Source organism: Streptomyces sp. NEAU-YJ-81, from assembly GCF_017592595.1.
Taxonomy (GTDB): domain Bacteria; phylum Actinomycetota; class Actinomycetes; order Streptomycetales; family Streptomycetaceae; genus Streptomyces; species Streptomyces hygroscopicus_B.
In genome coordinates this window covers 17,789-44,067 of sequence record NZ_JAGFNO010000001.1, presented here as the reverse complement: position 1 = coordinate 44,067, position 26,279 = coordinate 17,789, and the positions used below count along the sequence as shown (strand labels likewise).

Below are 26,279 nucleotides of genomic sequence, written 5' to 3'. Positions count from 1 at the left end.
GGTGCGGTGCGCCTGGTGCCGGGGGAGGTGGCGGCGCGTCCGATGCCCGTGCGGTGGCGGCGCGCCAGGTGCCTGTCCTGCGTCCGGCGCGGATGCCTTGGCGCGGACCGCTCCTTTTCCGGGCCCGGCTGCCTGACAATGGCCTCGTGCTGGAGATGACGCGCGAGGAGTTCGAGGAACTGGTCGCCGAGGCGCTGGACCGGATTCCGCCGGAGCTGACACGCCTCATGGACAACGTCGCCGTGTTCGTGGAGGACGAGCCGTCGGCGGAGGATCCCGAGCTGCTCGGGCTCTACGAGGGGACGCCGCTCACCGACCGGGGTGAGTGGTACGCGGGCGTCCTGCCGGACCGGATCACGGTCTACCGGGGTCCGACGCTGCGGATGAGCGAGACGCGGGAGGACGTCGTCCAGGAGACCGAGGTGACCGTGGTCCATGAGATCGCGCACCACTTCGGGATCGACGACGCCCGGCTGCACGCGCTCGGCTACGGCTGATCCCTGCACTCTGCCGACCCCGGCTTCTGCCGACCCCGGCCCGCGGCCGGTATTCGGCCTCCGGCCGCCCCCGCCTACGACCGACGTGGGACGCGCGGTCTACGCGATGGGCCGGGTCCGCGCCGTATGCGTGTCCTGGGCGGGGCGGGGCCAGTTGGGCAGGGCGTCACATCCCTGCCGTCTGGAGGTGTCCCGCGCATGCCTGGATTCCCCGTGCCCGGATCCCCCGCTCCTCGCACCGCCCGTTCCCCCCGGACGTCCCGGCCCTCCCGGCGCGCGCCCCGTCCCGCGGCGCGCGGGGCGGCGCTCGCGGCGCTCGTGGCCGTCACGATGGCGCTGGGCGGCTGCATGAGCATCGCCGACGACCCCGAGCGGCCGGACAAACACCGCGGCTCCCACCAGAAGGGCGACGCGGCGGACACGGGCGGCGCGGTGGTGCGGTCGGACGGCAGGGGGCGTGCGTACGAGGACTCCGACCGGGACAAGAAGGACGGGAAGGGGAAGAAGGGCGAGAAGCGGAAGGACGGCGAGGACCGGTCGGCCTCGGCCTCCGCGACCGACCCCGAGACCGAGCCCTCGGCCCCGCCCGGTAAGCACGGGGCCCCGCACCATGGCCCGGCCCCCACCGCCCTGCCGCAGCCGGGCGGCGCCACCCCGTCCGACGCGCCACCCGCGCCCCGGCCGACGAGCCCGCCGCCGAGCGCGCCGGACCCGAAGCCGACCGATGCCGAGCCCCCGACCGCGCCCGCCTCCCCGTCGGCCCAGCCGGCGGGCTGAGCCGCACCGGACGCCACGGGCCGACCCCGCGACGACCCGGACCCAGAAGACCCCCACGCCTGGCACCGCTGTCCACCACCGACGGAGCTAATTTGCTCTTGAGGGGTGAAGGTGCGTATGGTGGTAGATCGTTTGATCCCATTTGCCCGGCGCCTCGTAAAAAGTGCGCCGTGAGGCGCGTTCCTTGCCATCCCGTGGCTGACCGCATAGAGGCGGTCGTTTGCGACAACACGGAGTTTGGGCGCGTGCCGAGACTCCGGAAGGTTTCGCATTTCGCATGTCCGTTTCCACTGATCACGCCGTCATGCCCGCTGTCGACGAGCCGAGCGACCTGACCGTTCCGGCCGAGCCGTTCGAACGGGACGAGCGCGACGAGCAGGCCGAGCCTGCCGACCAGACGGCGTCAGCGGCGCCCGCTGAGTCAACGGCGCCCTCTGAGCAAGCCGCCACGGAAGCCCCCGAGACCCCTAAGGCACCCGACATCACTTTCGCCGACCTCGGCCTCCCCGAACAGATCGTCCGCAAGCTGGCGCAGAACGGCGTGACCACGCCCTTCCCGATCCAGGCGGCGACCATCCCCGACGCCATGGCCGGGAAGGACATCCTCGGCCGCGGCCGTACCGGCTCCGGCAAGACCCTCTCGTTCGGTCTTCCGCTGCTGACCACGCTGGCCGGCGGACACACCGAGAAGAAGCGCCCCCGGGGCCTCATCCTGACCCCGACCCGCGAGCTGGCGATGCAGGTGAGCGACGCGCTGCAGCCTTACGGCGATGTCCTCGGCCTCAAGCTCAAGGTCGTCTGCGGCGGCACCTCGATGGGCAATCAGATCTACGCGCTGGAGCGCGGTGTCGACATCCTCGTCGCCACCCCGGGCCGGCTGCGCGACATCATCGACCGCGGCGCCGCGTCCCTCGACAAGGTCCAGGTCGCCGTTCTCGACGAGGCCGACCAGATGGCCGACATGGGCTTCCTGCCCGAGGTCACCGAGATTCTGGACCTGGTGCCGCAGGGCGGCCAGCGGCTGCTGTTCTCCGCGACGCTGGAGAACGAGATCGACAGCCTGGTCAAGCGCTACCTGGTCGCCCCGGTCACCCACGAGGTCGACTCGGCACAGGGCGCGGTCACCACGATGACCCACCACGTGCTCGTCGTGAAGCCGAAGGACAAGGCCCCGGTCACCGCCGCCATCGCGGCGCGCAAGGGCCGCACCATCATCTTCGTACGGACCCAGCTGGGCGCCGACCGCGTCGCCGAGCAGCTCTGCGACGCGGGCGTACGCGCCGACGCGCTGCACGGTGGCATGACGCAGGGCGCGCGTACCCGCACGCTGGCCGACTTCAAGGACGGGTACGTCAATGTGCTCGTCGCCACGGACGTCGCCGCGCGCGGTATCCACGTCGACGGCATCGACCTGGTGCTGAACGTGGACCCGGCCGGCGACCACAAGGACTATCTGCACCGCTCCGGCCGTACGGCCCGGGCGGGCCAGAGCGGCACCGTCGTCTCGCTGGCCCTGCCGCACCAGCGCCGCCAGATCTTCCGGCTGATGGAGGACGCGGGCGTCGACGCCTCCCGTCACATCGTCGGCGGCGGCGGTGCGTTCGACGAGGACGTGGCCCAGATCACGGGCGCGCGTTCGCTCACCGAGGTGCAGGCGGAGGCGGCCTCGAACGCCGCCAAGCAGGCCGAGCGCGAGGCGCAGGACCTCAGCCGGGAGCTGGAGCGGGTGCAGCGGCGCGCGGTCGAGCTCCGCGAGGAGGCCGACCGGCTGTCCGCGCGGGCGGCGCGCGAGCGCGGCGAGACCGTGGCACCGGCGGAGCCCGCGGCCGAGGCCGGGGCGGAGACGGTGGCCGAGGCCGCTGTGACGCTGCCGGCGCAGCGTACGGCGGAGCCCGCGACCGTGCCCGCGGTGAAGGCCGCGGACGCCGCCGAGGGCGCGGGTGGCGACGAGGCGCCGCGCCGCTCCTCGTACGACCGTCGGGACAACGACCGTGGCGGCCGTTCCTTCGACCGTCGGGACAACAACGACCGCGACCGTGGCGGCTTCAACCGCGACCGCCGTGACGACCGTCGCGACGACCGTGGCGGTTTCAACCGCGACCGTCGGGACAACGACCGTGGCGGCCGTTCCTTCGACCGTCGGGACAACAACGACCGCGACCGTGGCGGCTTCAACCGCGACCGTCGCGACGACCGCCGTGACGACCGCCGTGACGACCGTGGCGGTTTCAACCGCGACCGTCGGGACAACGACCGTGGCGGCCGTTCCTTCGACCGTCGGGACAACAACGACCGCGACCGTGGCGGCTTCAACCGCGACCGCCGTGACGACCGTGGCAACTTCGAACGGCGGGACGACCGTGGCGGCCGTCCGTACGAGCGCCGTGACGACCGTGGCGGCTTCAGCCGCGACCGCCGGGAGAACGACCGTGGCGGCCGTTCCTTCGAGCGCCGCGACCACAACCACCGTGGCGGGGACCGTCCGTTCAACCGCGACCGTCGCGACGACCGCCCGGCCCGCCGTGACGACCACCGGGGCGGCTCCACCGGCGGCCGTTCGTACGAGCGCTCCGGCGGCTCGTCCATCGACCGGCGCGCCGACAAGCCGCGCTGGAAGCGCAACGGCTGATCGGGCCGTCAAGAGGGCCGTGCAACACCGCGCTGTTGCACGGCCTTTCGCTCCCGGAGGGTATTGGCTCGGGCGTTGGCCCCTGGCCGAGCTATGCTGCGGGGGTGCGGGTCATTAGCTCAATTGGCAGAGCAGTGGACTTTTAATCCATTGGTTCAGGGTTCGAGCCCCTGATGACCCACCTCGGAAACCGCAGGCGCCATCGGTGACCTGCGGTTTCATCGTTTCTGAAGGTCCCGTCGCGCGGTCTTCCGCGGCCTGGGAGCGGGGTGTTCACACCCCCGTCGTACAGAAGGTCGAGTCTCACTCGACCGGCGCTTGAGCAGATGCCGAACGGTACTCGACCGCAGAGTCTGAACCTGCTGCGTCTGACCCGCTGCTCGGAAACGCTTAAGGAGACTCCTCGTGCGACTCGCGACAACGATCCGCGGATTGATCCCCGTCATGGCGCTGGCGGTATCGGCATGGGCGGTTTCCGCTCCGGCGTTCGCCGAAGGGAAGGGAGGCGGGGGAGGGGCAGGCGAGAAGGCGGCCCCGGTGCCCTGCGGGGACGTGGCTGCGCTGATCACCGCGGTGAGCGAGGCCAACAACTCCCCATCGGGAGGGCCCGTCGTCCTGGCCACGGGGTGTGTGTACACGCTGGGTACCGCGGCGTACACCGGTGGCCCCAACGGCCCCGACGGACTGCCGCTCATCACCGGTGACGTGACCATCAGTGGGACCCAAGCGACCATCAGACGCAGTGCGTCCGCAGGCGACTTCCGGCTCGCGGAGATCGCGCCCGGTGGAAGCCTTACGGTCAACGGCGTGACCTTCTCGGACGGCCGGGCGACTTCGGGGGCGGGCACCGACGGCGGTGGCATCTTCGACGCGGGCTCACTGAGGCTGATCAACGCCAAGGTCACGGGCAACACCGCGAGCAACGTCGGCGGTGGTATCGAGGTCGCCTCGGGCGGCTCAGCGGTGCTTTCGGCCACGGATGTGACGCACAATTTCGCGGGGGACGGCGCTGGCATCCACATCAATACGTCGGCCACCCTCAGCGTCTCGGGCGGCAACATTTCCGACAATACCGCCTCCAGCTCGGGCGGCGGCGTCAGTAACTTCGGAACGACGCTGCTGGCCGCCGTCACGGTCGCGCGGAACAGGACCACCGACTTCGAGGGCGGCGGTATCGCCACCGCGGTCGGAGACCTCACGATCAACGGCGGCCGGGTCGCCGGGAACACCGCCGGCAGTTTCGGTGGCGGTATCGCCAATATGGGCAGCGCACTGCGCGTGGTGGCCACCACCGTGTCCGAAAATACCGCCACGCTGAACGGCGGTGGTCTGTTCCAGCACGCGGGCACGACACAAATGATCGGCGACACCGTCACCGGTAATACGGCCAATGGCGGCCAAGGCGGCGGCATCTTCACCGACGGCGGCACGATCTCGCTCACCGCGACCACGGTCTCCGGGAACAACCCGAACCAATGCGTGCCGGCTCTTGCGGGATGCTGACACACGCCGCTGAACCACCCGGCTGAATGCCGCGGCGCCCCCGGAAGTCGTTGCTTCCGGGGGCGCCGCGTGCTCGATCGCGAGATCGGCCGTCAGTGCTTGCAGTCCTTCTTCTTGGCCTTAGCCTTGTGATGCTTCTTGGCCTTGTGCGGGTCGGCCTTGGCCTTGTGGACCTTCTTGACCTTGTGCGGGTCCTTGGCCTTGTGCGGGTCCTTGGCCTTGTGCTTCTTCGGCGGGTCCTTGTGCACGACCACGACCGGGGCGTCGTTGATCGCGATGTTCGTGCAGTCGGAGCCGATGTTGGTGTCGCCTGTCGGGGCGGCGACGCCGGTGATGATGGTGGTGCCGGTGGCCGTGTCGCATTCGTTCGACTGGCTGACCGAACCAGCGTTGTTGGCGAAGTTGACGCAGTCCGAGCCGATGTTGAGGTCGCCGGTGAGGGCGGCGCCGCCGGTGTTGGTGGTGGCGCCGGTCGCCGTCTCGCAGAGGTTTCGCTGAGCCCCGCTGGACTGCGGGAAGAGGCCCTGGGCACTCGCGCCAGCGGCGCCGCCGACCACCATTGTGCCCGCGGCCGCCGCGGCGATGAGAGCTGCCTTCTTACCGATCTGCATTGTTCTGGTGCCTCCATATCGGGTTCTCCGCGAATGATCCGCAGACACCTCCTAAACGAGATTTCCGCAAGTCAGGATCCGGGAGTACCGGAAGCATCACCCATCCGCCACAGTAAAGGTATATTCAGCCGGTGCGGAAGTCGGTGGAGTTCTTTGTGCCGAGTCGTGTGATGTTCGTGGAAACGAAAAAAGAACACGACCCAGGGGAAATTTCCCCAAGGTCGCGTTCAGGTCGAGCGGGTGTGCCCGGAGCTCGGTGGCGAGTTTCGGGGAGCTCGGTGTTTCAGGACCGCTGACGGTTTCCCTGGCCACCGCTCTTGCCGCTCTTCGTGCCGTTCGCCTTCGTCCCCTGACTTCCGTTCTGAGGGTCGGAGCCGGCGACATTGGCACAGTTGGTCTCGGTGGTGACGTCGGAGCCGGGGCCGATCGTGATCGGGCCCAGCACGGAGGTGGTGCGGCAGTCATTGGTCTGCTTCGTCACACCACCCGACTTGCTGACGTTGACGCAGTTGGTCCCGTTCTTGATTTCGGATCCGGGAGCCAGCGCGACGGTGATCGGACCGACGACGGAGTGGGTACGGCAGCGGTTCTCCTGCTCCGACACACCCGACTCGGCGGTGTTGACGCAGTCGGTCTGATTGCTGAGCTCGGTCGGGCCGGCGGCCACGGTGACGGTGCCGACGACGGAACTGGTGGTGCAGCGATTGCTCTGCGTCCCGCCATTGGCGCCGGCCGCGCGGCTGGGACCGGAATCGGCGGCGTCGGCTCCGCCCGCACCGCCGATGAGCAGCGCACCCACGGCCGCCACAAGAAGCGCCGATCTTTTGCGCATGTGCATAACGAGCCTCCAATCGGGCTTTCGGTGCGGCACGCGCTCATCGCCATCACCGAAAGCCTTTTTCATGGCAGCGGCCCTGGAAGGGAGGCTTCCAGGGCCGCGATTCCCAACGGGGGGGATGCCTCATGGTGTTACCGCGGGCGGGAACACCATGAAAGGGACGGCGACTCAGCGATGGTTGACGCTGTCGTCGTCCACAGCGATGTTCGCGCAGTTGGAGCCGATGCTGGTGTCGCCCGTCGGGGCGGCGGCGCCGGTGATGATGGTGGTGCCGGTGGCCGTGTCGCAGTCGTTGGCCTGGACGACCGAACCGCTGCTGTTGGTGAAGTTGATGCAGTCCGAGCCGATGTCGAGGTCGCCGGTCGGAGCGAGACCGCCAGTGTTGGTGGTGGCGCCGGTCGACGTGTTGCAGCTGTTGAGCTGCACGATGAAGTCGTCGTTGTTGTTGGCCAGGGCGCCACCCGCGCCACCGATGACCAGAGCGCCGGCGGCCGCGGTCAGGAGAATTGCCTTCGTGCCGATGTTCACTTAATTCCTCCGTCTGGGTTGCTCCGCGAATTCACGGACGCATGACACAACGAAGCTCATCAGTTAAGGCTTCGGGCCGCCAGTCAGCTTCACCCGTCCGGCATAGTGCGGCTCTTCCGGCGCGTGTTCTCCAAGAATCCCGCTAAGGGGGACCAACGCAAGGACCATTTGGCCCAGCTCGGCCCGGCGGGCACCTGAATCCCTTTAATTGAATAAGGGGAAGCGGCTGCCCGGCGCAGGGGGCTCGGATGCGCTGGGACCCGGCGCCCACGGTGGCCGACCGACCTACCCTGCCCCGCTCGCGTACTTGTTCGACCGGTCGGACGAGTGATACATCCAAGCCCTACGACGCAGGAGTGAGTGAGGCACAGTCACACCGACAGCTTCGCGGAACCGCAGCGCGGCGCGTGTTCACGCCGCTACGCTAAGTGCGCGAGGTGGTCGCCCGGGGGGCGCGGCGAATCAACGCCGGGAGGCGGGAGGAGAGACATGGGGCACTCACGAGCGGACGGGACCCCGGCCGAGCTGATGGACGGGCTGCTGGCCCGTGCGCAGAACGGCTTCGAGATCGGCGAGGCGGTGCAGGCCCGGGCGCGGAGCGCCCTGATGCACCAGTCCGAGCTGCGGTCCTGCCGACAGTGCAATGAGCGGTGCGGCCAGCTTGGCTACAGCACCTACCGGCATGTCTTCCTGCTCCCCGACGGCAGCAGCCTGCTGCTGTGGGAACTGGAGCACAACACCGGCGAGGGCGGTCGCCCGCTGTACGAGCTCTACGCGGACGAGGACGCCCTGACGCTGGCCGAGCGCCGCGTCCATGATCGCCTCGGCGGCGCCCGCTGGGAGGAGCTCGACGGGTTACCGCTGTGGCTTCCCGACCAGCTACTGCACACGGCCGAGCCCCTGGAGAGCTCCCGTGCGTATGTGGCCGACAATTCGGCCGACCACGCCCGTCGCGTCCTGCGCCGCGCGGAGAACGCCGACCGCCCGGGCGAGGAGACCGAGCGGCTGCTGACGACCGCGTTCGCCCATGACATCGCCCTCGCGCCCAAGCCCCGGCGCCGCTCCGGCGGTCCCGACGCGACCTGGTGCCGCTTCTATGAGCACGCCTTCCTGCTCGCGGGAGGGGACGAGGTCGTGCTGTGGGAGCTGGAGCACAATCTCACCCGGGACGGACGGCTGGTGTGCGAGGTGTACCTCGACGAGGTCTCGGCGGAGCTCGCGGCGGACCGTCACGCCCGCGCGCTCGGCGTCGACCTCTGACGTCGCGTCGCATCGGTGCCTCTGACGCGTTCGTAAGCTCTGGCGCATCCGCAACTTCTGCTGCATCCGTAACCTCTGATGCGCCCGCCCGTAGCCGCTGACGCTCTCGTGGCCTCTGACGGGCCGGCAGGGCGCCCGCCGCGTAACCTCTGACGCCCTCGTGGCTCTGACGCGCCCACAGCCCCTGATGCGCCACCGTGTGCCCACCACGTGCCCGCAGTGTCCCCTCACGTGCCCGCAGTGCCCCCGCCGCGTGCCCGTCGCGTGCCCGCAGCGCACGCGCGGGAGCCGGGCCCGCTCACGGCGCCCGTCCAGCACCCGCTTGGCCGACACCGATTCGCCTGGCAGCCCGTCAGCCGGAAGCCTGGTGACGAAGGTGATGAAGGTGACGAGGGCGGCGAAGGTGGCCAGGGTGGCGAAGGCGACGCTGTGACGACGGCGACGCTGTGACGGCGGCGGGACGCGGACCAGGGAAGCGAGAGAAGCCGGTGCGGGTGCGAGGGAGCAGGGCTGGTACGGGCGCCCGTACGGAGTGGCGTACGGCCTGGCCCCGGCTGAGCCGCCCGTACACCCACCGCCGCCACACCCGCCTGCACACGCTCATCGACACCGGCGCCGCGGCCGGTGGCGCCTCCGCCGACGGGCTCACCGGGCCCACCGCGGGACCTGGCCCGGCGGAGGATGAGGGCAAGGGGCTGCCGGGCCGCCGGGTGGCCCGCTGGCTTCCCGCCATCCTCATCCTCGGCGGCGTCAGCTTCGACCTGGCCACCCCGTCCGGTTACACCGCCTCGCCCTTCTTCGCCGCCGCCCCTCTGGTCGCCGCGGCGCTCTTACCGCTGCGTCAGACCGTCATCATGGCCGTCATCGCCGTCCTCGCGACCTGTCTGCTGGCGGAGTTGCACGGTGTGCGGGACCCGACCCAGGCGGCCACCGAGATCGTCACGGTCGCCACCGTGACCGTGCTGGCGGTGGCGATCAACCGTGTCGTACGCCGCAGCTACCACCGGCTCGCCTCGGCGCGAGGTGTCGCGGAGGCTGCCCAGCGCGCCGTCCTGCCCGCGCCGCCCGCCCGTCTCGCCGGGCTGGAGATCGCCGCTCGCTATGTACCGGCGGAGAAGTACGCGGCGATCGGCGGTGACCTGTACGCGGTCCAGGACACCCCGCACGGCGTACGGCTGACCGTCGGGGACGTACGCGGCAAGGGGCTGCAGGCGGTGGAGGTCGTGGCGATCCTCCTCGGCTGCTTCCGGGAGGCGGCGGAGCAGGAGACGACCCTGGAGGCGCTCGTGGGCCGTCTGGAGCGGGCCCTGCAGCGTGAGGGTGCCCGGCGGGCCGACCTGGAGGTGTTCGAGGGGTTCACGACGGCCGTGGTGGCCGAAATTCCGCGCGGCGACTCCACCCTGCGGCTGATCAACCGCGGCCATCCGGCGCCGCTGCTCATGGCGGAGGACGGTGCGGTGCGTGCCCTGGAGCCGGAGATGTCGGCGCTGCCGGTGGGGATGGGGGAGTTGGCCGGGTGGCCGGACCGGGTGATGGAGCTGGGGTTCGAGGAGGGGGAGACGCTGCTGCTGTTCACGGACGGGGTGACGGAGGCCCGGGACCGCAATGGCGAGTTCTACGACCCGGAGAAGCAGCTGCGCGGCCGCCGCTTCGCCGATCCGCAGGAGCTGCTGGACGCGCTGGTGGCCGATGTCGAGCGCCATACGGACGGCGGGACATCGGACGACATGGCGCTGCTGGCGGTCCGCCGGACCCCGGCCCGCGGGAACGGACGGGGGAACGGGCAGGGCAATGGGCAGGGCAATGGGGGCAATGGGCAGCGGGACGGCCGAGGGAACGGGCACGACGGCGACGGCGGTGCGAGCCGCGGCGGCCATACGAGGGACAGCGGCGTCCCACACCGTCCGTAGCCGACCGGGTCCATACCGTGCGTAGTCGACCGAGCCCCCTCCGCATAACAATTGCTGCACGATCGGTCCGCACGCGTTTTTGCGAACCTTTGGCCAATGCGTCGACTTGCCCCCATCTGTCCCCTCTTGGGCGCTAAGTTCATGCCAAAGGTGCGCGGATTCCTCAGAACAGCTTGGAATCACATCGCGCTCTCTATTAACGTTCGATAACGCAGCGCGGTCGTCACAACCGTCGCAAGGGCGGCACCGTGCGCCGTCGCCGAATCCCGTACGCACACCGGCAGTACCGCACCACCAGCAGCACCAAGGGAACCGGGGAACCAACACCTTGGGGTGAATCGGGTCGAACCTGACCCGTAGGAGACCTTCCTGCTCCGAACCCGTCAGCTAACCCGGTAGGCGAGAAGGAAGGAAAGGAGTGCGCCTCCGTGGCGTCCAACAGGTCTGCCCTGGACGAGGCCCCGTATCGCACACGGGGAGGCGGTTTGGGGACCGCCACCGCCTACGGCCCCGGCTTTGACGCCGGCGGCGGGATGAGCTCCGGGGACGGCCACTTCGCCCCCGACGATCGGTACCTGGACGCGCATGGGGACGCGTTCGAGGGCCCGGGTGCCGGATTCGAGACCGAGCCCTGGGAGGAGTGGAACCCCACCGAGGAGTCCATCGCTCCCGTACGCGGCCGGCACCGCGTGGCCAAGCAGCGCGGCGGGACCATGGCGCGCAGCGGCGCCGTCCTCGGCGTCGGCGTGATCGCCGCGGTCGGTGCGGGCGGTATGGCCAGCGCCAAGGACCGTCCCAAGCCGCCCATTTCCATGCCGGATCTCGGCCACGTCGCCGATGAGGTCAAAGCCAGCCTGCCCGCCGCCAAGGACCTGCCCGGCATCGGCTCCTGGACGTCGGACGACAGCAGCGGCCCGCAGACGGCCGCCGCCCCCCTCTCCCAGGCCGGCCTCACCAGCGAGGACGAGCAGCGCGGCACCACCGACGCGGGCGAGGCGCTCCGCGCCCGCATCCTCCAGCAGGCCGAGAACCAGCAGAACGCGGCGGACGAGGACAGCCGCACCGCCGCGGCGAAGGCCGCCGCGGACAAGGCGTCCGACCAGGCCGCGGAGGTGGCCGCCCAGCGGAAGGCCAAGGCCGAGGCGGAGAAGAAGGCCGCCGAGCAGCGGGCGAAGGAGGCGGCGGAGAAGAAGGCCGCGGCCGAGCGCCAGGCCAGACTCGCCGCCGCGTACACCCTCCCCGTCGGCTCGTACACCCTGACCGCGAGCTTCGGCCAGGCGGGCGACATCTGGTCGGCCGACCACACCGGCCAGGACTTCGCCGCCCCGACCGGCACCCCGGCCAAGGCGGTGCACGGCGGCACCATCACCCAGGCGGGCTGGGCCGGTTCGTACGGCTACCGCATCGTGCTGACCCTCAGCGACGGCACCGAGATCTGGTACTGCCACCTGTCGTCGATGGTCGTCACCTCGGGCAAGGTGACGGCGGGCGATGTCATCGGCCGCGTCGGCGCCACCGGCAATGTGACCGGCCCGCACCTCCACCTCGAGGTCCGGCCCGGCGGCGGCTCGCCGATCGACCCGATGCCCTGGCTGCGCCAGCACGGGATGAACCCCTGATACTCCGGCGGCTCTGGCGCTCTCTCCCCCCTTGACGCCAGGGCCGCCGGTTTACGTCCCGACGGGGCCGCCCCCAGGAACAACCCCGCCCAGCCACCCGTTGTAAAAACGTATGGCTGACAACACACAGAAGATCGGTGATCTGTCCGTTTTCCCGTTTGCCCTGGGCGGGAACGTCTTCGGCTGGACCGCCAACGAGGCCGAGTCCTTCCGGGTGCTCGACGCCTTCGTGGCGGCGGGCGGCAATTTCATCGACACCGCCGATGTCTACTCCGCGTGGGTGCCGGGCAACGAGGGCGGCGAGTCCGAGACCATCCTCGGCAACTGGTTCGCCTCCCGGGGCAACCGCTCCTACGTCGTACTCGCCACCAAGGTGGGCGCCGGCTCCCCGGAGCCCCGCGGTCTGACCTCGTCCGCCATCAAAACGGGCGTCGAGGAATCCCTCCAGCGGCTGCGCACCGACTACATCGACCTCTACTACACCCACTACGACGATCCGTCGGTGCCGGTGGAGGAGATCATCACCACCCTGGACGAGCTGGTCAGAGAGGGCAAGGTCCGCGAGGTCGCCGCGTCCAACGTCAGCGCGGAGCGCCTGGAGGCCCAGCTGGCCTTCTCCACCCAGGAGAGCCTGGCCCGCTACGTCGCCCTCCAGCCGCACTACAACCTGGTCTCGCGCGACACCTTCGAGGGCGACTTGGCCGACGTCGCCGCCCGCCACCACCTGGCGACCATCCCGTACTACTCCCTGGCGTCCGGCTTCCTCACCGGCAAGTACCGCCCCGGCACGGCGGTCGACAGCCCCCGCTCCACCGGCGCGGCCAAGTACCTGGAGACCGAGCGCGGCCAGAAGGTCCTCGCCGCCCTGGACGACGTCGCGGCCAACCACGCCACCGAGCCCACCACGGTCGCCCTCGCCTGGCTCCTCGCCCAGCCCTCGGTCGCGGCCCCCCTCGCCAGCGCCCGCTCCGTCGACCAGCTCCCGCCCCTGCTGGCGTCGGTCGACCTCAAGCTGACCCAACCGGAACTGGACCTGCTGACCTCGGCGTCGGACTGAGCGGAAGACGGCGGGGCGGGCGCCGTAGGACAGCGGGCGGGCAATAGGACCCGCCCGCTGCCCCAGTCAGGGATACGCCTGAGGACCCCTACGTACGGCCTACGACCCCGACCGCCGATCGGCGAGGGCCCAGGACGCGAGGGCAACGCCACCGGCGACGGCGAAGACGGACGGCCAGGCCCCGATCTTCTTCGCCAGCGGATGCGACCCGGCGAATGCGGTGACATACGCCGCACTGAGCGCGGCGGCGGTTCCGGTCCCTGCCTTCTCCCGCCACCCCCGAGCAGCCACTGCCCCCGCAGCCGCGAGGGCAACCCCACCCAAGGGCCGCCTCTTGGTCCACCGAGCCACCGAATACCCCCCAACCAACCCACCCGCAGCCACAACCCCCGCCGGCATTCCAGCCATCCCCATACCTCCCACTCCAAGGATCTCCTCGCCCTGACCCTACGCAGCAGGCGCTCCGAACGGACTCGCAAGCCCCAAACGGACGCGGGTGACCCGAGTTGACCCAGCCCCGGCTCACCCCCGCCGACCGCATCCGCACTGCCACAACAAGTCCCGCCACGCGCGACTCGAGTGGGATTCCGCCACGCGGCCTCAGTACTTCTGTCGGCCACCTGGATAACGGACCGGCTGACGGCACTCCGGCGCGTCTTCGGGCGCAGGCTCGTCGCCAAGCGCGTAACACAAGGCGGCGTGCAACTGCTCCGCTTCCACCACCGTCAGCACCAGCGATGCCAAAGACGCGCGACCGGGCCGGAGCACGTGAAGCGGCAGCTCAAGCAGACCGCCCTTCGCAGGAAGCAGACCGCGCCCCGGGGCCGGACCGACCTGCCAGCCTCCTGGCACCTCACTCATTGCGCCCCCTCATCCGTGCGAGCCGCTCCGTCACTCTCGGCCTCGTCGGGCGCTGGGATACGCCCGCCGCGACTCTCCGAGATCCGGAGAGCGTCTTGCAGCGCTTCGATCAGACGGTTCGAGAGGTAGCGGAGCTCTCGGGCGTCCGCTTTCCGGTCGCTGAGCATCAGGCGGGCGTGGCCGATGAGTTCAGTGCCCATCTGGAGCTGGACGGCTTCCATTTCGTCAGCCAGCTTCGAGAGGTAGCCCGTGCTGTCCGCATCGGAGACCAGATAACACCGCTGCCCTGCGGGGCCGGGCCACGGCAGCAGACGGGGACGTACGCTCACAGCGTCACCGCCACCGCCACCGCCACCACAGACACACGTGCCGTGCGAACCGTCGGTGTATCCGCATCCACACATGCCATGGCGGGCCGGGCCCCAACGGCGCGATGACGGGCTGGTGCGGGCACTACCAGCCACAGCAGCCATTCCACGGGTCGGGCGATATTCTCCTGCACGTTGACGCTCCTTCACAGCGTTGACCACGCTCCCGGGCCGCCTGCAACGGTCGCGGGAGTCTTTTCGCGATCATCGCGCTGTGATCAGGACGTAGGAACCTCCCTTAAACCCCACTTCGGGACGTCCCGCGTCGGGTAAAACGTCCCTAGTGCCGTCCCGACATGTGGGGAGAGACTCAGGTGCCGAACGAGAGGCTACGTGCCGTCATGACGTCCGGAGGCTGGACATACGCCACCCTCGCGGAAAAGGTCGAGGTAGATCCCAAATCCGTTGAAAGATGGGTCAACCTCAACCGTACGCCGCGACGCAGCACGGCCATCCTGGCAGCAGAAACGTTAGGAGAAGACGTGCACGCCCTATGGCCAGCGCTCCGTCAAGCACGCCCCGCCCGCGCGGTCAGCCCCGAGCTTGTGGCGCTCTACGACCAGCGTGCGGACATCCCCGTGTCCACGTTCGTGGAGATGCTGACGCAGGCCCGCGAACAGATTGACGTGCTCGTATATGCCGCCGTCTTCCTGCACGAGGCGTACCCCCGCCTCAACGATCTTCTGCGGGAACGTGCCGCCCAAGGCTGCGCCATACGTGTTGCGGTCGGGGACGCTGACAGCCCCAACGTCCAGCAGCGGGGCCAGGAAGAGAAGTTCGGCCACGGCATCGAATCCCGCTGTCGGCTCGCTCTCCTGCACTATCGCCCCCTCATCGACACCCCGGGCGTCGAAGTGCGGACGCACGGAACGACCCTCTACAACTCGCTCTATCGTGCGGATGATCAAGTCATGGTCAACGCCCACGTCTGGGGCGTGAACGCGTACGGCGCGCCCGTCTGGCACCTGCGCCGACACGGCGAGGGCGGCATGTTCGACACCTACGCTCAGAGCTTCGACGCCGTATGGGCGACGGCGACGCCGGTACAGGGAGTGTGACCTCGTGGCGCGGACCGAGTACTACGACGATCCGGACGCCCCCGAGCCGAACAGCTTGGTTGTCGCCGCATCCGCTGTCGTCACCGACGAGAGCGGCCGCATCCTGCTCCAGCGCCGCCAAGACAATGATCTTTGGGCACTGCCCGGCGGTGGCATGGAGATGGCCGACTCCCTACCGGGCACGGCTGTCCGTGAGGTCAAGGAAGAGACCGGACTCGACGTGGAGATCACGGGACTCGTCGGCACGTACACCGACCCGCGTCACGTCATCGCCTACACGGACGGCGAGGTCCGCCGACAGTTCAACGTCTGCTTCACCGCCCGCATCGTGGGCGGCCAACTGGCGATCTCTGATGAGTCCACGGAACTGCGGTTTGTCTCGCCGGAGGAACTTGCCGAACTCCCCATGCACCACACACAACAGCTCCGGCTTCGTCACTTCCTGACCCACCGCGACCGGCCATACCTTGGCTGACCCACGAACGCTACCCCGCTGCAATGGCCGAGTAGGTCCAGACATCGGCGGGCAGCTCATGCTGGAGTCGCCAGACAATGCCCATGGGCTTGCTGCCCTCGTGGGATTCGTATTCGGCAGGGCCGAGCAGCATCCAGGGCTGAGGCCCTCCAATGTCCGTCTTCTTGTAGCGCCGGACGAAGAGCAGCACATGGGATCCTCGTTCCCTGTGCTGCTGGTAGCGCTGCCCCGTGGGGGAGGAGCCAGATGTTTGGTTCTGCGATTCCCAGTGGAAGCGGTCCGGGCTCATCGCGAAGTCCTTGTACCGGGTCTGCGGCGAGAAGTCCTTATCGTCCTTCTCGAGCGTAATGAGGAGCGCATCCGTCTGGATGCCTTCGCACCACTTCACACCCTCGCGGAAATTTCCTGGCACGAAGGCGCCTACCTCTGCCTGTCCGAGAGCAGGGAGAATTTCCTCCCGGCTGTACGAAGCATGGATGGCCAGCGGTAGGCCATCGTGCTCACCCAAGAGTGGGATGGGGTAGTGGTCGGTGTGCTCCAGGTTGTACTCCAGCACCTGGCTCAGTTCGCTTCGGAAGGCGCTCTGCTGGCGCAACGACTCAAAGCCATCGGCATAGTTGCTGAACCCACCGCCCAGTGGCCACAAGGAGAAGAAGAGCATCCGTGCGTACCCCTGCCCTGAGGGGTCGAGTGAGTCATACCCGGGGGCGTCGTCGGCGAGCATCCGACGGTAGGCATTTACGCGCTGTGGGTCACCGACATGAAGAAAAGCTGAGACGCGTTTGAGAAGTGCGGCCTCCCCTTCGGGGGGCTCGCCGGTGAGGAGATTGGCTCGCCTCAGCAGGCCCGTCCATGAGTTGTTGGCCCGGTAGAGCTCCTTGAGCTCGCGGCGGCTCTCGCGAAGGTAGGCGTCGAGTCGCGGCTCGGCATACGCAGCAACCTCTTGCGCCAACTGCCGTACGTTGACGTTGATCTGGCTTTTGATGTTGTCCAGGATCCGTTCCTTGGACTTTCGGTCCAGGATGATCTGGCAACCAGAAGGGAGCTGAGGAAAGTCTCGCTCCATGTGCTCAGTTAGCCGGTGACGGGTGAAGTTCGTCAGCGCACGGAACTGCTCTTCGAATCGGAACTCCTTGCGGTGCTGGCCGATGAAGTCGAGCACGGTGAGGACGGGCTTGTCTGGCGTACGCCGAAGCCCCCGGCCAAGCTGCTGGAGGAAGACCGTGGCGCTGGAGGTGGGGCGGAGCAAGAGGAGGGTGTCCACATCCGGCACGTCAAGCCCCTCGTTGAAGAGGTCGACTGAGAAGAGGATCTGTACGTTGCCTTCGCGGAGGTCCCTCAGGGCCTGGGCGCGCTCAGCGGCAGGAGTGGAACCATCGAGGGCTCTGGCATTGAAACCCGCCTGACGGAAGAAGTCAGCCATGAAGTGGGCGTGTGCCACGGTGACGCAGAACCCCAATGCTCGCATGGTTCCTGGGTCGCTGACCTTCTCCTGGACGGCCTTGACGATGAGCCGAGCTCGAGCGTGGTTGCCGGTGTAGACCTGGCTGAGCTCACTTGCGACGTATGAGCCTTGCTTCCAGGTGAGCCCTTCCAGATCGGTGTTGTCCGCGATGCCGAAGTAGTGGAACGGACTGAGGAGATCGTTCTCCAGCGCTTCCCACAGCCGCATCTCGGCTGCGATATGTCCGTCGAAGAACTCATCTTGGACGTTCCTCCCGTCCATCCGCTCAGGTGTGGCGGTCAGCCCAAGAAGCTCGATGGGCTCAAAATGGTCGATGATGCGCCGATAGGTGGGGGAAACGCCATGGTGGAATTCATCGATGACCACGACATCGAAGTGGTCGGGAGTGAACTCCTCAAGAGACCGGGCGTTGAGGGACTGAACGCTGGCGAAGACATGCGTCCAGTCCTTCGGTACCTCTCCTCCGACGAGCAGCTCACCAAAGTTCGCGTCGTCGAGCACCTCTTGGTAGGTGCGCAGCGATTGCTTGAGGATCTCCTGGCGATGGGCCACGAAGAGGATGCTGAGGGGACGTCCTTGATGGGCGTGCTTCAGTGCCTTGTAGTCGAGGGCCGCCATGACCGTCTTGCCGGTCCCGGTCGCTGCGACGAGCAAGTTCCTATGCCGGCTGTGGATGTCACGCTCGATGCGGAGTCGCTCGAGCATGTCTTGCTGATGGGGATACGGACGTACTTCAAGGCCGGACAGGCTGATGGCGTGGGTATCGGTCTTCTGCTTACCGCTGGCCAGAATGAGGGCCTCGTCTAACCGAGTGGCATCGCGCTGGGGATCATAGGCCTCAAAGGCGGGCTCAGCCCAGTACGAGTCGAAGGTGGCCTCAAATTTCCGCAACACCGGTGGTGTCGCTACGGATGACAAGCGGACGTTCCACTCCAAGCCATCGAGAAGCGCCGCCTTGGAGAGGTTGGAACTCCCCACGTAGGCGGTGTCGTAGCCGCTGTTTCGCCGAAACAGCCATGCCTTTGCATGGAGACGCGTGGACCGCGACTCGTAGTTGACCTTGACCTGGGCGCTGAACTCCGTCACGAGCCGGTCCAACGCACGCCGCTCCGTAGCGCCGATGTACGTGGTCGTGATGACGCGGATCGGCACTCCACGATCGCGAGCCGCTTTGAGTGACTCTTCCAGGACGCGTAGACCATGCCACTTCACAAACGCACAGAGCAGATCGACGCGGTCGGCCGTGGCCAGCTCGGCCCTCAGCTCGAAGCCAAGGTTGGGATCCTCGGGCGCGTTGGTGATGAGCGCGGTCTCAGATAGCGGTGTGGCCGGACGGATGCTGTAGACGCCCGGCGCTTCCTGCTCGGCAATGGCAGTCAGCTGATGAGGCCCGTCTGCGACAAGGTCCACCCACTGCTTGGCCCCGTCCAGGGTGCTCATCGACTCGAGAATGTGATTCGCCGCGACGACCTGCTCATCGGTCGACAGGGAGATGAAGATCTGCCGGACGGTCTCGCCGATGTGGCGGGCGAGCACGTGAGGCGAGGAGTGCTCGCCAATCTTCTGCCGGATGGTCTTCCACCCGCTGGCATCCAGGGCGCTGAGCTGTTCCTCGATACGCGAGGTGATCAGTCGCTCATACAGCCCAGGCACCGGGGCCGTCTGGTCCGCAAGGTGATCGGCCATCGCAGCGCCTCCCCGTCTCGAATGTCCCCATGATGTTGTACCAGCGGCCCCTGACAGTCCTCCGGTGGATCCACCGAGATGGTGCGGACCACGCCGCCCAGGGGCGATCGAACATGATCGAGTCACGTCTTTGTCGGTCCGTTCGTGCATAGTTTTTGAGCATGGACATACGTGATCTGCTCCTTGAACTCGCCCTGACCTACGACGAAGACAAGGGGACGTCGTCGGGCGTCCATGCGCAAGATCTTCTTCGCAGGGCAGGGGAGGAGTGGAGTCACCTTCTACCCGGGGGCTTTGAGGCCGAGGGCAATGGGGGAAGCGGTGGTGCCAGCCGGACCCCGTGGATCGGCGTGTACGACCCCGACATCACGAGTGACCCAAAGAAGGGGCTCTACCTGGCCTACATCTTCGCGGCCGACCTCAGCACGGTGACCCTGACGCTCCAGCAAGGAGTGACGTCACTGCAAGCGAAGTTGGGTGAGGGCGAGAAGCGCCGCAGGTATCTGAGGAACAGGGCTAAGCATCTGCGAGGCGGGCTAGCCGAGGACCTGGTGGAGGGCTGGGATGCCCAGCCGGACTTCAGGTGCGACGTGTTGAGAGCACGCTCCTATGAGGCGGGGAGCGTGGCAGCACGCGCTTACGACACCAGTGCCATGCCCACGGAGATCAGCTTGCGTGAGGACCTCTGGCACATGGCTGAAGTGCTTCAACATGCGGCTGCCGTGGAGCGGGGGCTCAGGGACGAGATTGCCTCCAACGGGATACCGGTCACCAAGCGCGTGGAGGATGAGCCAGAGGAACACGCAGGGCTGAACGGCTTCCGCCCCAAGGATGGCAGCGACTACTACGCGCTTATCCCTCAGCGGAAGATCAAGAAGTCTCGGAGCCACGAAGTGCTGGTCCGCTTGTTCGGCGAGTACATCGAACAGCGCGGCTTCGTGCCGATCACAAAGAAGATGCACCCGAAGGACATTGTGTTGCGGCGGGATGGTGCGGAGTGGCTGGTGGAAGCCAAGACGGTGAAGCGGGGCAACCCCACCCAGGCAGTGCGTGAGGCACTGGGGCAGCTCTACGAGTACAGCCACTTCTTGTACGAGGAGCGGGGGAAGGATGAGCCGTTCCTTCTGGCGCTCTTTACAGAGGACATCAAGGCGTATGCCCCCTATCTCGAGAAGCGGGGCATCGCATCCGTCTGGAAGACGGTGGATGGGTGGGCGGGGTCACCCACGGCCGTCGATTGGGGTTTGGTTGACGAGCAGTAACGATCTTTCGCTGTGCGTGCTTGGGGTCACCCGCGCCCTACCGGCGCGGGTGACCGTATCGGTACGAAGACTCAGCGCAGGGCGCTGAGCTTTTGCCAGGACGGGTAGGGGAGGTTCCAGTCGCCGAAGCCGTTGCCAGTGGAGACCGTGGCGCGGGTGGAGCCGGTGATTTCGACGATGTCGCCTCGGGTGGCGCGGTTGTAGAACCACTTGCCGTCGGCGAGGGACATGCCGACGCAGCCGTGGCTCATGTTGGTCTGGCCGAAGTAGCCGAGGCCCTCGTTCCAGGGGGCGGCGTGGGCGTAGGTGCCCGAGGTGGTGAGGTGGACGGCCCAGGGGACGTCTTTGTTGTAGGGGTCGGCTATGCCGACGGACTCGCTGGTCATATTGACCATGGGGGCCTTGTCGAGGACCACCATGGTGCCGTTCCAGGTGGGGTAGGAGGGCTGGCCGGCGGATATGGGGATGGTCTTCTGCTTCTGGCCGTCCTCGTAGACGGTCATCGTGTGGTTCTTGATGTCGACCTTGGAGATCCGGGGCGTGCCGATGGTGAAGGTCGTGGAGACGTCGCGGCGGAGGTAGCGGGAGTCGCCGGTGTTCACGCCGCTGAGGTGGGCTCGGAGGGTGACCTTGGTGTCCTTGTGCCAGTAGGTCTTGGGGCGCCAGTCGACGCGCTCGATGCCGGTGAGGGGGTCCTTGGTCCAGCCCCAAGCGCCTTCGGTCTTGGGGCTGGTGGAGATGGAGAGAGTGCGTTCCACCGCTGCCTTGTTGGTGACGGGGTGGTCGAAGGCGAGGGAGACCGGCTGGCCTATGCCGACGGTGGAGCCCTTGGTCGGGGTGACCGTGACGCCGTTGGTCTGCTGGGCGGCGCGGGTGCGGAAGGTGGAGTGCTGGACGGCGGACTTGCCGGCGGCGTTGGTGGCCGTGGCCTCGACGGTGTAGGTCGTGCCCGGGGTCATGGTGCGGGTGGAGCGCCAGCTGCTCTTGGAGTGGGAGAGGGCGCCGGTCACCGTGGCGGCCTGGGAGCCGGCGCCGTCGGGGACGACGCGGACCTTGGTGAGGGTGCCGTGGGAGGCGGTCACCTTGACCGTGGCGTCGGGAGCTATCGCCGCCGTGTCGCTGCTTGGGGTGATCGTGATCCGGGCGGGCTTGGCGTCGGCCGGGTCCACCGAGGCGGTTTTCGACGCCGACTGGCAGCCGGCGAGCAGGGCGACGGCGAGGGCGGGCACCGTAAGGGTGCTGAGGGTGCGCAGGGAACGGACGGAGAGCAGCACAGAGGACCTCTTGCGGGAGTCGTGAGGGGCGGTGGGAGGGGAGGAGTGGGTCAGCAACGCCTCTTCGCCTCCTCGGGGTTGTCCCGGTACGGGCCGGGGGAGGCGGTGGCGGTGGGATCGAGGCGCCAGAGCGCGACCGATACGCAGTAGGTGGAGGGACCGTCGGTGTAGTCGCCGGACGGGCTGCCGATGCCCTCGGCCTGCAGCACCCCGACCCGGGTGCCCGAGCGCATCAGGACGACGTGGGCGTCGTGCGGTGCGCGCGGCGAGTGCCAGCCGTAGGTCATGGTGGTCGGCTGGTCGACCGCGGTCTTGCTCGACGACGGCGCGTCCATCGTCTTGGGCCGGGCACAGTGGTCCTTCAGCGTCTCCTCGAGGGAGGTGAAGACCTTCGCGGCCTCGCCTTCGCTCGCATAGGCGTTGATGGTGTGGCGCGCCTGCTCCGCCTCGCGGCTTTGGTAGTTCCGGGTGCGCTGGGCGAGCGGTGGCGGACCGTCGAGGCGGCAGCTGGGGGAGAGGTCGAGCAACGGTGCCCGGCCATCGTCGGCGGAGCCGATGGTGGCGTCGACCGTCTTCCAGCGCATCATCGCGTCGAAGGGGAGCGCCGAGGGGCGAAGGAGGGCGCCCGTGGGGATCTGCGCTCCCGGGACGCGGTCCGTTCGTGGGGCGGGCGGGGCCGCCGGGAGCGTACGGGTGGAGTCGTCGCCCGGCAGCAACCGCCAGGAGCCCGCGGTCACGGCGGCCACCGCGAGGACGGCCGCGGCGGTGATCGCGGTGCGCTGCCGTGCGCGGCGCCGACGGCCCCGCGCACGCACGGCTTCCGGGCCCGCCAGACGTATGGAGGGCTCGACGTCTCGGGCGATATCGCGCAGGCGCTCGTCCAGCTCAGCCATGGGAGGGCACCCCCTTCGGGCGGCAGGTGGGCGGATGGGGTGCCGGTGCCTCGGCGTTGGCGTTGGCGACGGCGCCGGTATCCGCGTCGGCGAGATGGGAGCCGAGGGCTTTGCGGGCACGGCTCAGCCGGGTGCGCACGGCGCCGGAGGAGACGCCCGTCTCCCGGGCCACCTGCTCAATGGGCAGATCGAGAAGGTGGTGCAGGACCACGGCCGTACGCTGCTCGGGCTTCAGCCCGCGCAGGGCATGGATCAGCGCCACCCGATCCGGGGCGAGATCGGGCAGATCGGGGGGCGGGCCATGGCGGAAGTGGGCCCGCATGCGGTTACGGGCGCGGCGCCAGGAGCTGACGGCGAGGCGCAGGGCGACGGTGCGGACCCAGGGCGTGGGATCGCCCTCGGCGGTCAGCCGGTCCCAGCGCTGCCACGCCCGGGCATACGCCTCCTGCACCGCGTCCTCGGCCTCGGCGAGATCGCCCGTCGCCGCATAGACCGCGGCCACGAGCCGCTTCGCCGTAGCCGTATAGAACTGGTCGAAATCGGATGGTGTGGATGAAGATGATGGTTCTGACATGAATCCCCCGCGCCCCCACGTGCTCCCCGCTTCTATGTAGGAACACGTCCGAAAGGGGCGGGAGGTTACAGACGACTTTCGGGTCCGCCGGGTCCGTACGGGACGGGGGAGGTGTGGGGCGTCGCCGAGTTCGCGGGCGGCTGCGGGGTCCGCGGCGGCTGCGGGCCGTGCGGCGGAGGGGCGCCCCACGGGGCGTACGTGGGCTGGGCCCCGTACTGCGACTGGGCCCCGGAGCCGTACCCGTAACCGGACCCGGGGCCGTACCCGTAACCGGACCCGGACCCGGGGCCGTACCCGTAACCGGGCCCGGGGCCGCCGTAGCCGTAGCCCTGGCCGCTTCCGTGGTCGTATGCGTACCCGCCGCCGTGCGGCCCCGCGGGCCAGAACGGTGCGGGCATCGTGCCCGGGGCCGGCCGGGGCGCCCGGCGGGGCCGGGGGAGCGGCACGGACAGCGCCGCGTGGGCCAGGGCGGGCTGGGCGGTCTCCCGCCGCTCCCACAGACGGTCCAGCAGCTCCTTCTCGTGGGTGGTGAAGTCCGGGCCGGCCGTGCCGCGGTACGCGCGGCGGCGGAGGAAGGCGAGTGAGGTCGCGAAGGCGGTGTACTCGCCGACCGTACGGGCGGCCGCCACACCATGGGTGCGGCGGGCGAGGTCGCGGGCGATACCGCGGGCGCGCATCGAGGACAGGGCGAGGGGCTCGGGCGGGGTGAGCCAGCCGGCGGCCTGGTAGGCCGCGAGCTGCTCCCGTATGGTGCGCAGCTCCTTGCCGCGGGACCAGAGCGTCAGCCAGGTCAGCAGCCCGAACATCGGGACCATGAACAGGGCGTAGACGATGAGGAAGCCGTAGCCGCCGAGGGTCGCCGAACCGTTCCAGACGCCGTGCAGGACCATCGCGGTCAGCAGCATCGCGATCGGTATGAGGACGCGGCGGACGCGCTGGTGCCGCGCCGCCGCGGCGGCTATGCCGAAGCCCACCCCCGTCATCGCGGTGAAGAGGGGGTGCGCGAAGGGGGACATGACGGCGCGGATGAAGAAGGTCGCGGCCGTGGTCGACCGGATGCCGGAGTAGCCGAGCGTCTGGTCGCTGACGAAGGCCGAGCCGAGATAGAGGATGTTCTCGGTGAAGGCGAAACCGGTGGCGGTGATTCCGGCGACGACGACCCCGTCGACCAGACCGTTGAAGTCGCGGCGGCGGAAGAGGAAGAGCAGCAGGACGGCGGCAGCCTTGGCGCTCTCCTCCACGAACGGCGCGATGAAGGTGGCGCCCCAGGCGTCGGCGTCGGCCTGGCCGGTCGGGGACGAGGAGTCCACGGTGGTCATGAGCCACTCGGTGGCGAAGCCGTTGGCGATCAGCGCGACCAGCGTCGCGGCGCACGCTCCCCAGGCGAAGGCGAACACAAGGTTTCGCCAGGGCTTGGGGTCGACGCGGTCCAGCCACCGGAAGACCGCGATGATCAGCGGCACGGGGAGCACGGCGAGGCCGAGCCCCACCAGGAAGCCCTTGGTGCCCGTCTGTTCGCGCACCAGCGCCAGGATGATCAGGCCGGAGAGCGAGAGCAGACCGGTGAGCGCGGTGGCCCGCAGCGCCTTGTTGTGCCAGACGCGGGCGAGACGGCCCCCCGGCCCCCACAGGCCCTGGCGGGGCGGATGCGGCCAGCCCGCCGGTGCGGCGCCGGTGCCGAACCACGGGTGCTGGTCACCGTAAGGAGCGCCGTAGGGAGTGCCAGCGCCGTGCGGTGCTGCGCCCTGTGGTGTGCCGTGCGTCGCCTCGTACGGGCCGCTGTGCGGTGCCGCGTTCGGGCCGCCCTGGGGTGCCTCGTACGGCGCTCCGTGCGGAGCCTCGTGCGGTGCGCCACGCGGAGCCTGGTGCGGCGCTCCGTACGGAGCCTCGTGCGGCGGCGTGACCGGTGGTTCGGGCGGCTCTTGCGGGGGCGGGGACTGATGCACTCAACCGACCCTAACGAAAGGGGGAAGGGGGACTCAGGGTTTATGCCCATCCCCTCGGGGTCGCTATGTGTCGTTGCGGCGGAAGATCAGGTCATGGACGAGGTGCCCCTTGTCCAGCCCCTGGCTCTCGAACTTGGTGAGCGGCCGGAAGTCCGGGCGCGGGGCATAGCCGCCGTCGGACTGGGAGTTGTCGAAGGCGGGGCTCGCGGAGAGGACCTCCAGCATCTGCTCCGCGTACGGCTCCCAGTCGGTCGCGCAGTGCAGCAGCGCACCGGGCTTCATCCGGGTGGCGGCGAGCTCGATGAACTCGGGCTGGATGAGGCGGCGCTTGTGGTGCCGCTTCTTGGGCCATGGGTCGGGGAAGAAGACCCGCAGCCCGGAGAGCGAGGCGGGGGCCAGCATCTCGCGGAGCAGGATGATCGCGTCGCCGTTGGCGACCCGGATGGTGTCCAGGCCGTTCCGTTCCGCGAGCGCGAGCAGATTGCCCTGGCCGGGAGTGTGGACGTCGGCCGCGAGGATGCCCGTGCCGGGGTCGGCGGCGGCCATCTGCGCGGTGGCCTCACCCATGCCGAAGCCGATCTCCAGGACGACGGGGAGGCCGGGACGCGGGCCTGCCTCTGTGGCGAACAGCTCACCGAGGTCGATACGGCTCAGCCCGTCGATATCCAGGCCCCACTGTGGCCACAGGCGGCGCAGCGCCTCGCCCTGGCCCGGGGTCACCCGGCCGCGGCGGGGGCGGAAGGAGCGGATGCGGCGCTCGTGGTGCGAGCCCGCCGGATCGGCCACGGGACCGCCGGGGAACATCGGCTCGCTGCGGTCACGGGGGGCGGGCAGAGCGCGCTCCACGTGGGAATCGGGGGCGGTGGGGTTCTCGGACACAGTGCTTCGATTCTACGGGCGGAGGCGGGGAGGGCGGCGGGGCCGGTGCGGCAGGTGGGGCGCCGGGGGCGCCGGGGGGTGGTCCGGTGGCCGCCGGCCGGCCGGTTGGGGTGGCGGGACGGGCAGCCGGGCCCATGGGTAGCCGCGCCCTGGACAGTCGGATCCATGGGCAGCCGGGCCCTGGGTGGTCAGGTCGGTCGTGCGGCCCCGGTGAGGGTGGCCTGCGGGCTGGGCCCGTGCCTCGCTGCGAGAGATCGGCCCGTACCTCACGCCGAGGCTCGCCCGTATCTCGGCGGCGGGGGCCCGGCT

Annotated in this window: 22 protein-coding genes, 1 tRNA gene and 1 riboswitch; of the genes, 12 read left to right on the top strand and 11 right to left on the bottom strand. The window is 69.0% G+C overall.

What is annotated here, in order from left to right:
• The first annotated feature begins 146 nt into the window (after positions 1-146).
• From J5X86_RS00160 to J5X86_RS50280, 5 genes are all read left to right on the top strand, one after another.
• Entirely contained in the window at positions 147-497 is a 351-nt protein-coding gene (locus J5X86_RS00160) for a metallopeptidase family protein (protein ID WP_043235238.1), read from the top strand.
• A 198-nt stretch (positions 498-695) separates the two neighbouring features.
• A complete protein-coding gene (locus tag J5X86_RS00155; RefSeq protein ID WP_208514834.1) occupies positions 696-1,274 on the top strand; it encodes a hypothetical protein in 579 nt (192 codons plus the stop codon).
• Positions 1,275-1,551: 277 nt separating this feature from the next.
• Complete coding sequence (locus tag J5X86_RS00150; RefSeq protein ID WP_208514833.1) at positions 1,552-3,903, top strand: DEAD/DEAH box helicase; 2,352 nt, start codon at positions 1,552-1,554, stop codon at positions 3,901-3,903.
• A gap of 108 nt (positions 3,904-4,011) precedes the next feature.
• A tRNA-Lys gene (locus J5X86_RS00145) sits at positions 4,012-4,084 on the top strand.
• Positions 4,085-4,710: 626 nt separating this feature from the next.
• Positions 4,711-5,406, top strand: coding sequence for a right-handed parallel beta-helix repeat-containing protein (locus J5X86_RS50280; protein ID WP_243979155.1), 696 nt, complete (start codon positions 4,711-4,713; stop codon positions 5,404-5,406).
• A gap of 92 nt (positions 5,407-5,498) precedes the next feature.
• Here J5X86_RS50280 and J5X86_RS00135 read toward each other — a convergent pair whose 3' ends face one another.
• The 3 genes from J5X86_RS00135 to J5X86_RS00125 all read right to left on the bottom strand — a co-directional run bounded on the left by J5X86_RS00135 (position 5,499) and on the right by J5X86_RS00125 (position 7,383).
• Positions 5,499-6,017, bottom strand: a complete 519-nt coding sequence (locus J5X86_RS00135) for a hypothetical protein (RefSeq protein WP_208514831.1) — start codon at positions 6,015-6,017, stop codon at positions 5,499-5,501.
• 283 nt (positions 6,018-6,300) lie between these two features.
• Positions 6,301-6,849, bottom strand: a complete 549-nt coding sequence (locus J5X86_RS00130) for a hypothetical protein (protein WP_243979153.1) — start codon at positions 6,847-6,849, stop codon at positions 6,301-6,303.
• A 174-nt stretch (positions 6,850-7,023) separates the two neighbouring features.
• Entirely contained in the window at positions 7,024-7,383 is a 360-nt protein-coding gene (locus tag J5X86_RS00125) for a hypothetical protein (RefSeq protein ID WP_208514829.1), read from the bottom strand.
• A 489-nt stretch (positions 7,384-7,872) separates the two neighbouring features.
• Here J5X86_RS00125 and J5X86_RS00120 point away from each other — a divergent pair, with 489 nt between their 5' ends.
• The 4 genes from J5X86_RS00120 (at position 7,873) to J5X86_RS00105 (ending at position 13,229) form a co-directional block, all read left to right on the top strand.
• Complete coding sequence (locus tag J5X86_RS00120; RefSeq protein WP_208514828.1) at positions 7,873-8,643, top strand: DUF6227 family protein; 771 nt, start codon at positions 7,873-7,875, stop codon at positions 8,641-8,643.
• Between the two features lie 488 nt (positions 8,644-9,131).
• A complete protein-coding gene (locus J5X86_RS00115) occupies positions 9,132-10,553 on the top strand; it encodes a PP2C family protein-serine/threonine phosphatase (RefSeq protein ID WP_208514827.1) in 1,422 nt (473 codons plus the stop codon).
• Positions 10,554-10,800: 247 nt separating this feature from the next.
• A riboswitch (cyclic di-AMP (ydaO/yuaA leader) is annotated at positions 10,801-10,970 on the top strand.
• An 11-nt stretch (positions 10,971-10,981) separates the two neighbouring features.
• Positions 10,982-12,172 carry a M23 family metallopeptidase gene (locus J5X86_RS00110; protein ID WP_208514826.1) on the top strand — a complete coding sequence of 397 codons (1,191 nt, stop codon included), beginning with the start codon at positions 10,982-10,984 and terminating at the stop codon, positions 12,170-12,172.
• Positions 12,173-12,284: 112 nt separating this feature from the next.
• On the top strand, positions 12,285-13,229 hold the full coding sequence (locus J5X86_RS00105) for an aldo/keto reductase (RefSeq protein ID WP_208514825.1): 945 nt from the start codon (positions 12,285-12,287) through the stop codon (positions 13,227-13,229).
• Between the two features lie 99 nt (positions 13,230-13,328).
• Here J5X86_RS00105 and J5X86_RS50275 read toward each other — a convergent pair whose 3' ends face one another.
• On the bottom strand, positions 13,329-13,637 hold the full coding sequence (locus tag J5X86_RS50275; protein WP_243979151.1) for a hypothetical protein: 309 nt from the start codon (positions 13,635-13,637) through the stop codon (positions 13,329-13,331).
• 449 nt (positions 13,638-14,086) lie between these two features.
• Positions 14,087-14,419 carry a hypothetical protein gene (locus J5X86_RS00100; protein WP_208514824.1) on the bottom strand — a complete coding sequence of 111 codons (333 nt, stop codon included), beginning with the start codon at positions 14,417-14,419 and terminating at the stop codon, positions 14,087-14,089.
• A gap of 353 nt (positions 14,420-14,772) precedes the next feature.
• Between J5X86_RS00100 and J5X86_RS00095 the strand changes: the two genes are divergently transcribed.
• On the top strand, positions 14,773-15,516 hold the full coding sequence (locus J5X86_RS00095) for a helix-turn-helix transcriptional regulator (protein ID WP_308124405.1): 744 nt from the start codon (positions 14,773-14,775) through the stop codon (positions 15,514-15,516).
• Between the two features lie 4 nt (positions 15,517-15,520).
• Complete coding sequence (locus J5X86_RS00090; RefSeq protein WP_208514823.1) at positions 15,521-15,991, top strand: NUDIX domain-containing protein; 471 nt, start codon at positions 15,521-15,523, stop codon at positions 15,989-15,991.
• 10 nt (positions 15,992-16,001) lie between these two features.
• Here J5X86_RS00090 and J5X86_RS00085 read toward each other — a convergent pair whose 3' ends face one another.
• Complete coding sequence (locus J5X86_RS00085; protein WP_208514822.1) at positions 16,002-19,142, bottom strand: DUF3427 domain-containing protein; 3,141 nt, start codon at positions 19,140-19,142, stop codon at positions 16,002-16,004.
• 161 nt (positions 19,143-19,303) lie between these two features.
• Between J5X86_RS00085 and J5X86_RS00080 the strand changes: the two genes are divergently transcribed.
• Positions 19,304-20,404 (top strand): MrcB family domain-containing protein, encoded by a 1,101-nt coding sequence (locus J5X86_RS00080; RefSeq protein WP_208514821.1) that lies wholly within the window; start codon positions 19,304-19,306, stop codon positions 20,402-20,404.
• A gap of 71 nt (positions 20,405-20,475) precedes the next feature.
• On the opposite strand, the gene J5X86_RS00075 is transcribed toward J5X86_RS00080, so the two are convergent.
• The 5 genes from J5X86_RS00075 to trmB form a co-directional block, all read right to left on the bottom strand.
• Positions 20,476-21,678 (bottom strand): Ig-like domain-containing protein, encoded by a 1,203-nt coding sequence (locus J5X86_RS00075; protein WP_208514820.1) that lies wholly within the window; start codon positions 21,676-21,678, stop codon positions 20,476-20,478.
• Positions 21,679-21,728: 50 nt separating this feature from the next.
• Positions 21,729-22,571: a hypothetical protein gene (locus J5X86_RS00070; RefSeq protein ID WP_208514819.1), complete on the bottom strand. Its 843-nt coding sequence runs from the start codon at positions 22,569-22,571 to the stop codon at positions 21,729-21,731.
• Entirely contained in the window at positions 22,564-23,145 is a 582-nt protein-coding gene (locus tag J5X86_RS00065) for a SigE family RNA polymerase sigma factor (protein ID WP_208514818.1), read from the bottom strand. The genes J5X86_RS00070 and J5X86_RS00065 overlap by 8 nt, the downstream gene beginning before the upstream one ends.
• Positions 23,146-23,210: 65 nt before the next feature.
• Positions 23,211-24,776: a PrsW family intramembrane metalloprotease gene (locus J5X86_RS00060; protein WP_208515607.1), complete on the bottom strand. Its 1,566-nt coding sequence runs from the start codon at positions 24,774-24,776 to the stop codon at positions 23,211-23,213.
• 378 nt (positions 24,777-25,154) lie between these two features.
• The gene (gene trmB, locus J5X86_RS00055) at positions 25,155-25,970 is read right to left on the bottom strand and encodes a tRNA (guanosine(46)-N7)-methyltransferase TrmB (RefSeq protein ID WP_208514817.1); all 816 of its coding nucleotides are present in this window, start codon (positions 25,968-25,970) and stop codon (positions 25,155-25,157) included.
• Between the last annotated feature and the right edge of the window lie 309 nt (positions 25,971-26,279).

Bases quoted from the DNA above. Each gene is read 5' to 3' on its own strand.
- J5X86_RS00155 (WP_208514834.1), top strand. From the start codon at position 696: ATGCCTGGATTCCCCGTGCCCGGATCCCCCGCTCCTCGCACCGCCCGT.
- J5X86_RS00150 (WP_208514833.1), top strand. From the start codon at position 1,552: ATGTCCGTTTCCACTGATCACGCCGTCATGCCCGCTGTCGACGAGCCG.
- J5X86_RS00135 (WP_208514831.1), bottom strand. From the start codon at position 6,017: ATGCAGATCGGTAAGAAGGCAGCTCTCATCGCCGCGGCGGCCGCGGGC.
- J5X86_RS00130 (WP_243979153.1), bottom strand. From the start codon at position 6,849: ATGCGCAAAAGATCGGCGCTTCTTGTGGCGGCCGTGGGTGCGCTGCTC.
- J5X86_RS00120 (WP_208514828.1), top strand. From the start codon at position 7,873: ATGGGGCACTCACGAGCGGACGGGACCCCGGCCGAGCTGATGGACGGG.
- J5X86_RS00105 (WP_208514825.1), top strand. From the start codon at position 12,285: ATGGCTGACAACACACAGAAGATCGGTGATCTGTCCGTTTTCCCGTTT.
- J5X86_RS50275 (WP_243979151.1), bottom strand. From the start codon at position 13,637: ATGGCTGGAATGCCGGCGGGGGTTGTGGCTGCGGGTGGGTTGGTTGGG.
- J5X86_RS00085 (WP_208514822.1), bottom strand. From the start codon at position 19,142: ATGGCCGATCACCTTGCGGACCAGACGGCCCCGGTGCCTGGGCTGTAT.
- J5X86_RS00080 (WP_208514821.1), top strand. From the start codon at position 19,304: ATGGACATACGTGATCTGCTCCTTGAACTCGCCCTGACCTACGACGAA.
- J5X86_RS00070 (WP_208514819.1), bottom strand. From the start codon at position 22,571: ATGGCTGAGCTGGACGAGCGCCTGCGCGATATCGCCCGAGACGTCGAG.
- J5X86_RS00065 (WP_208514818.1), bottom strand. From the start codon at position 23,145: ATGTCAGAACCATCATCTTCATCCACACCATCCGATTTCGACCAGTTC.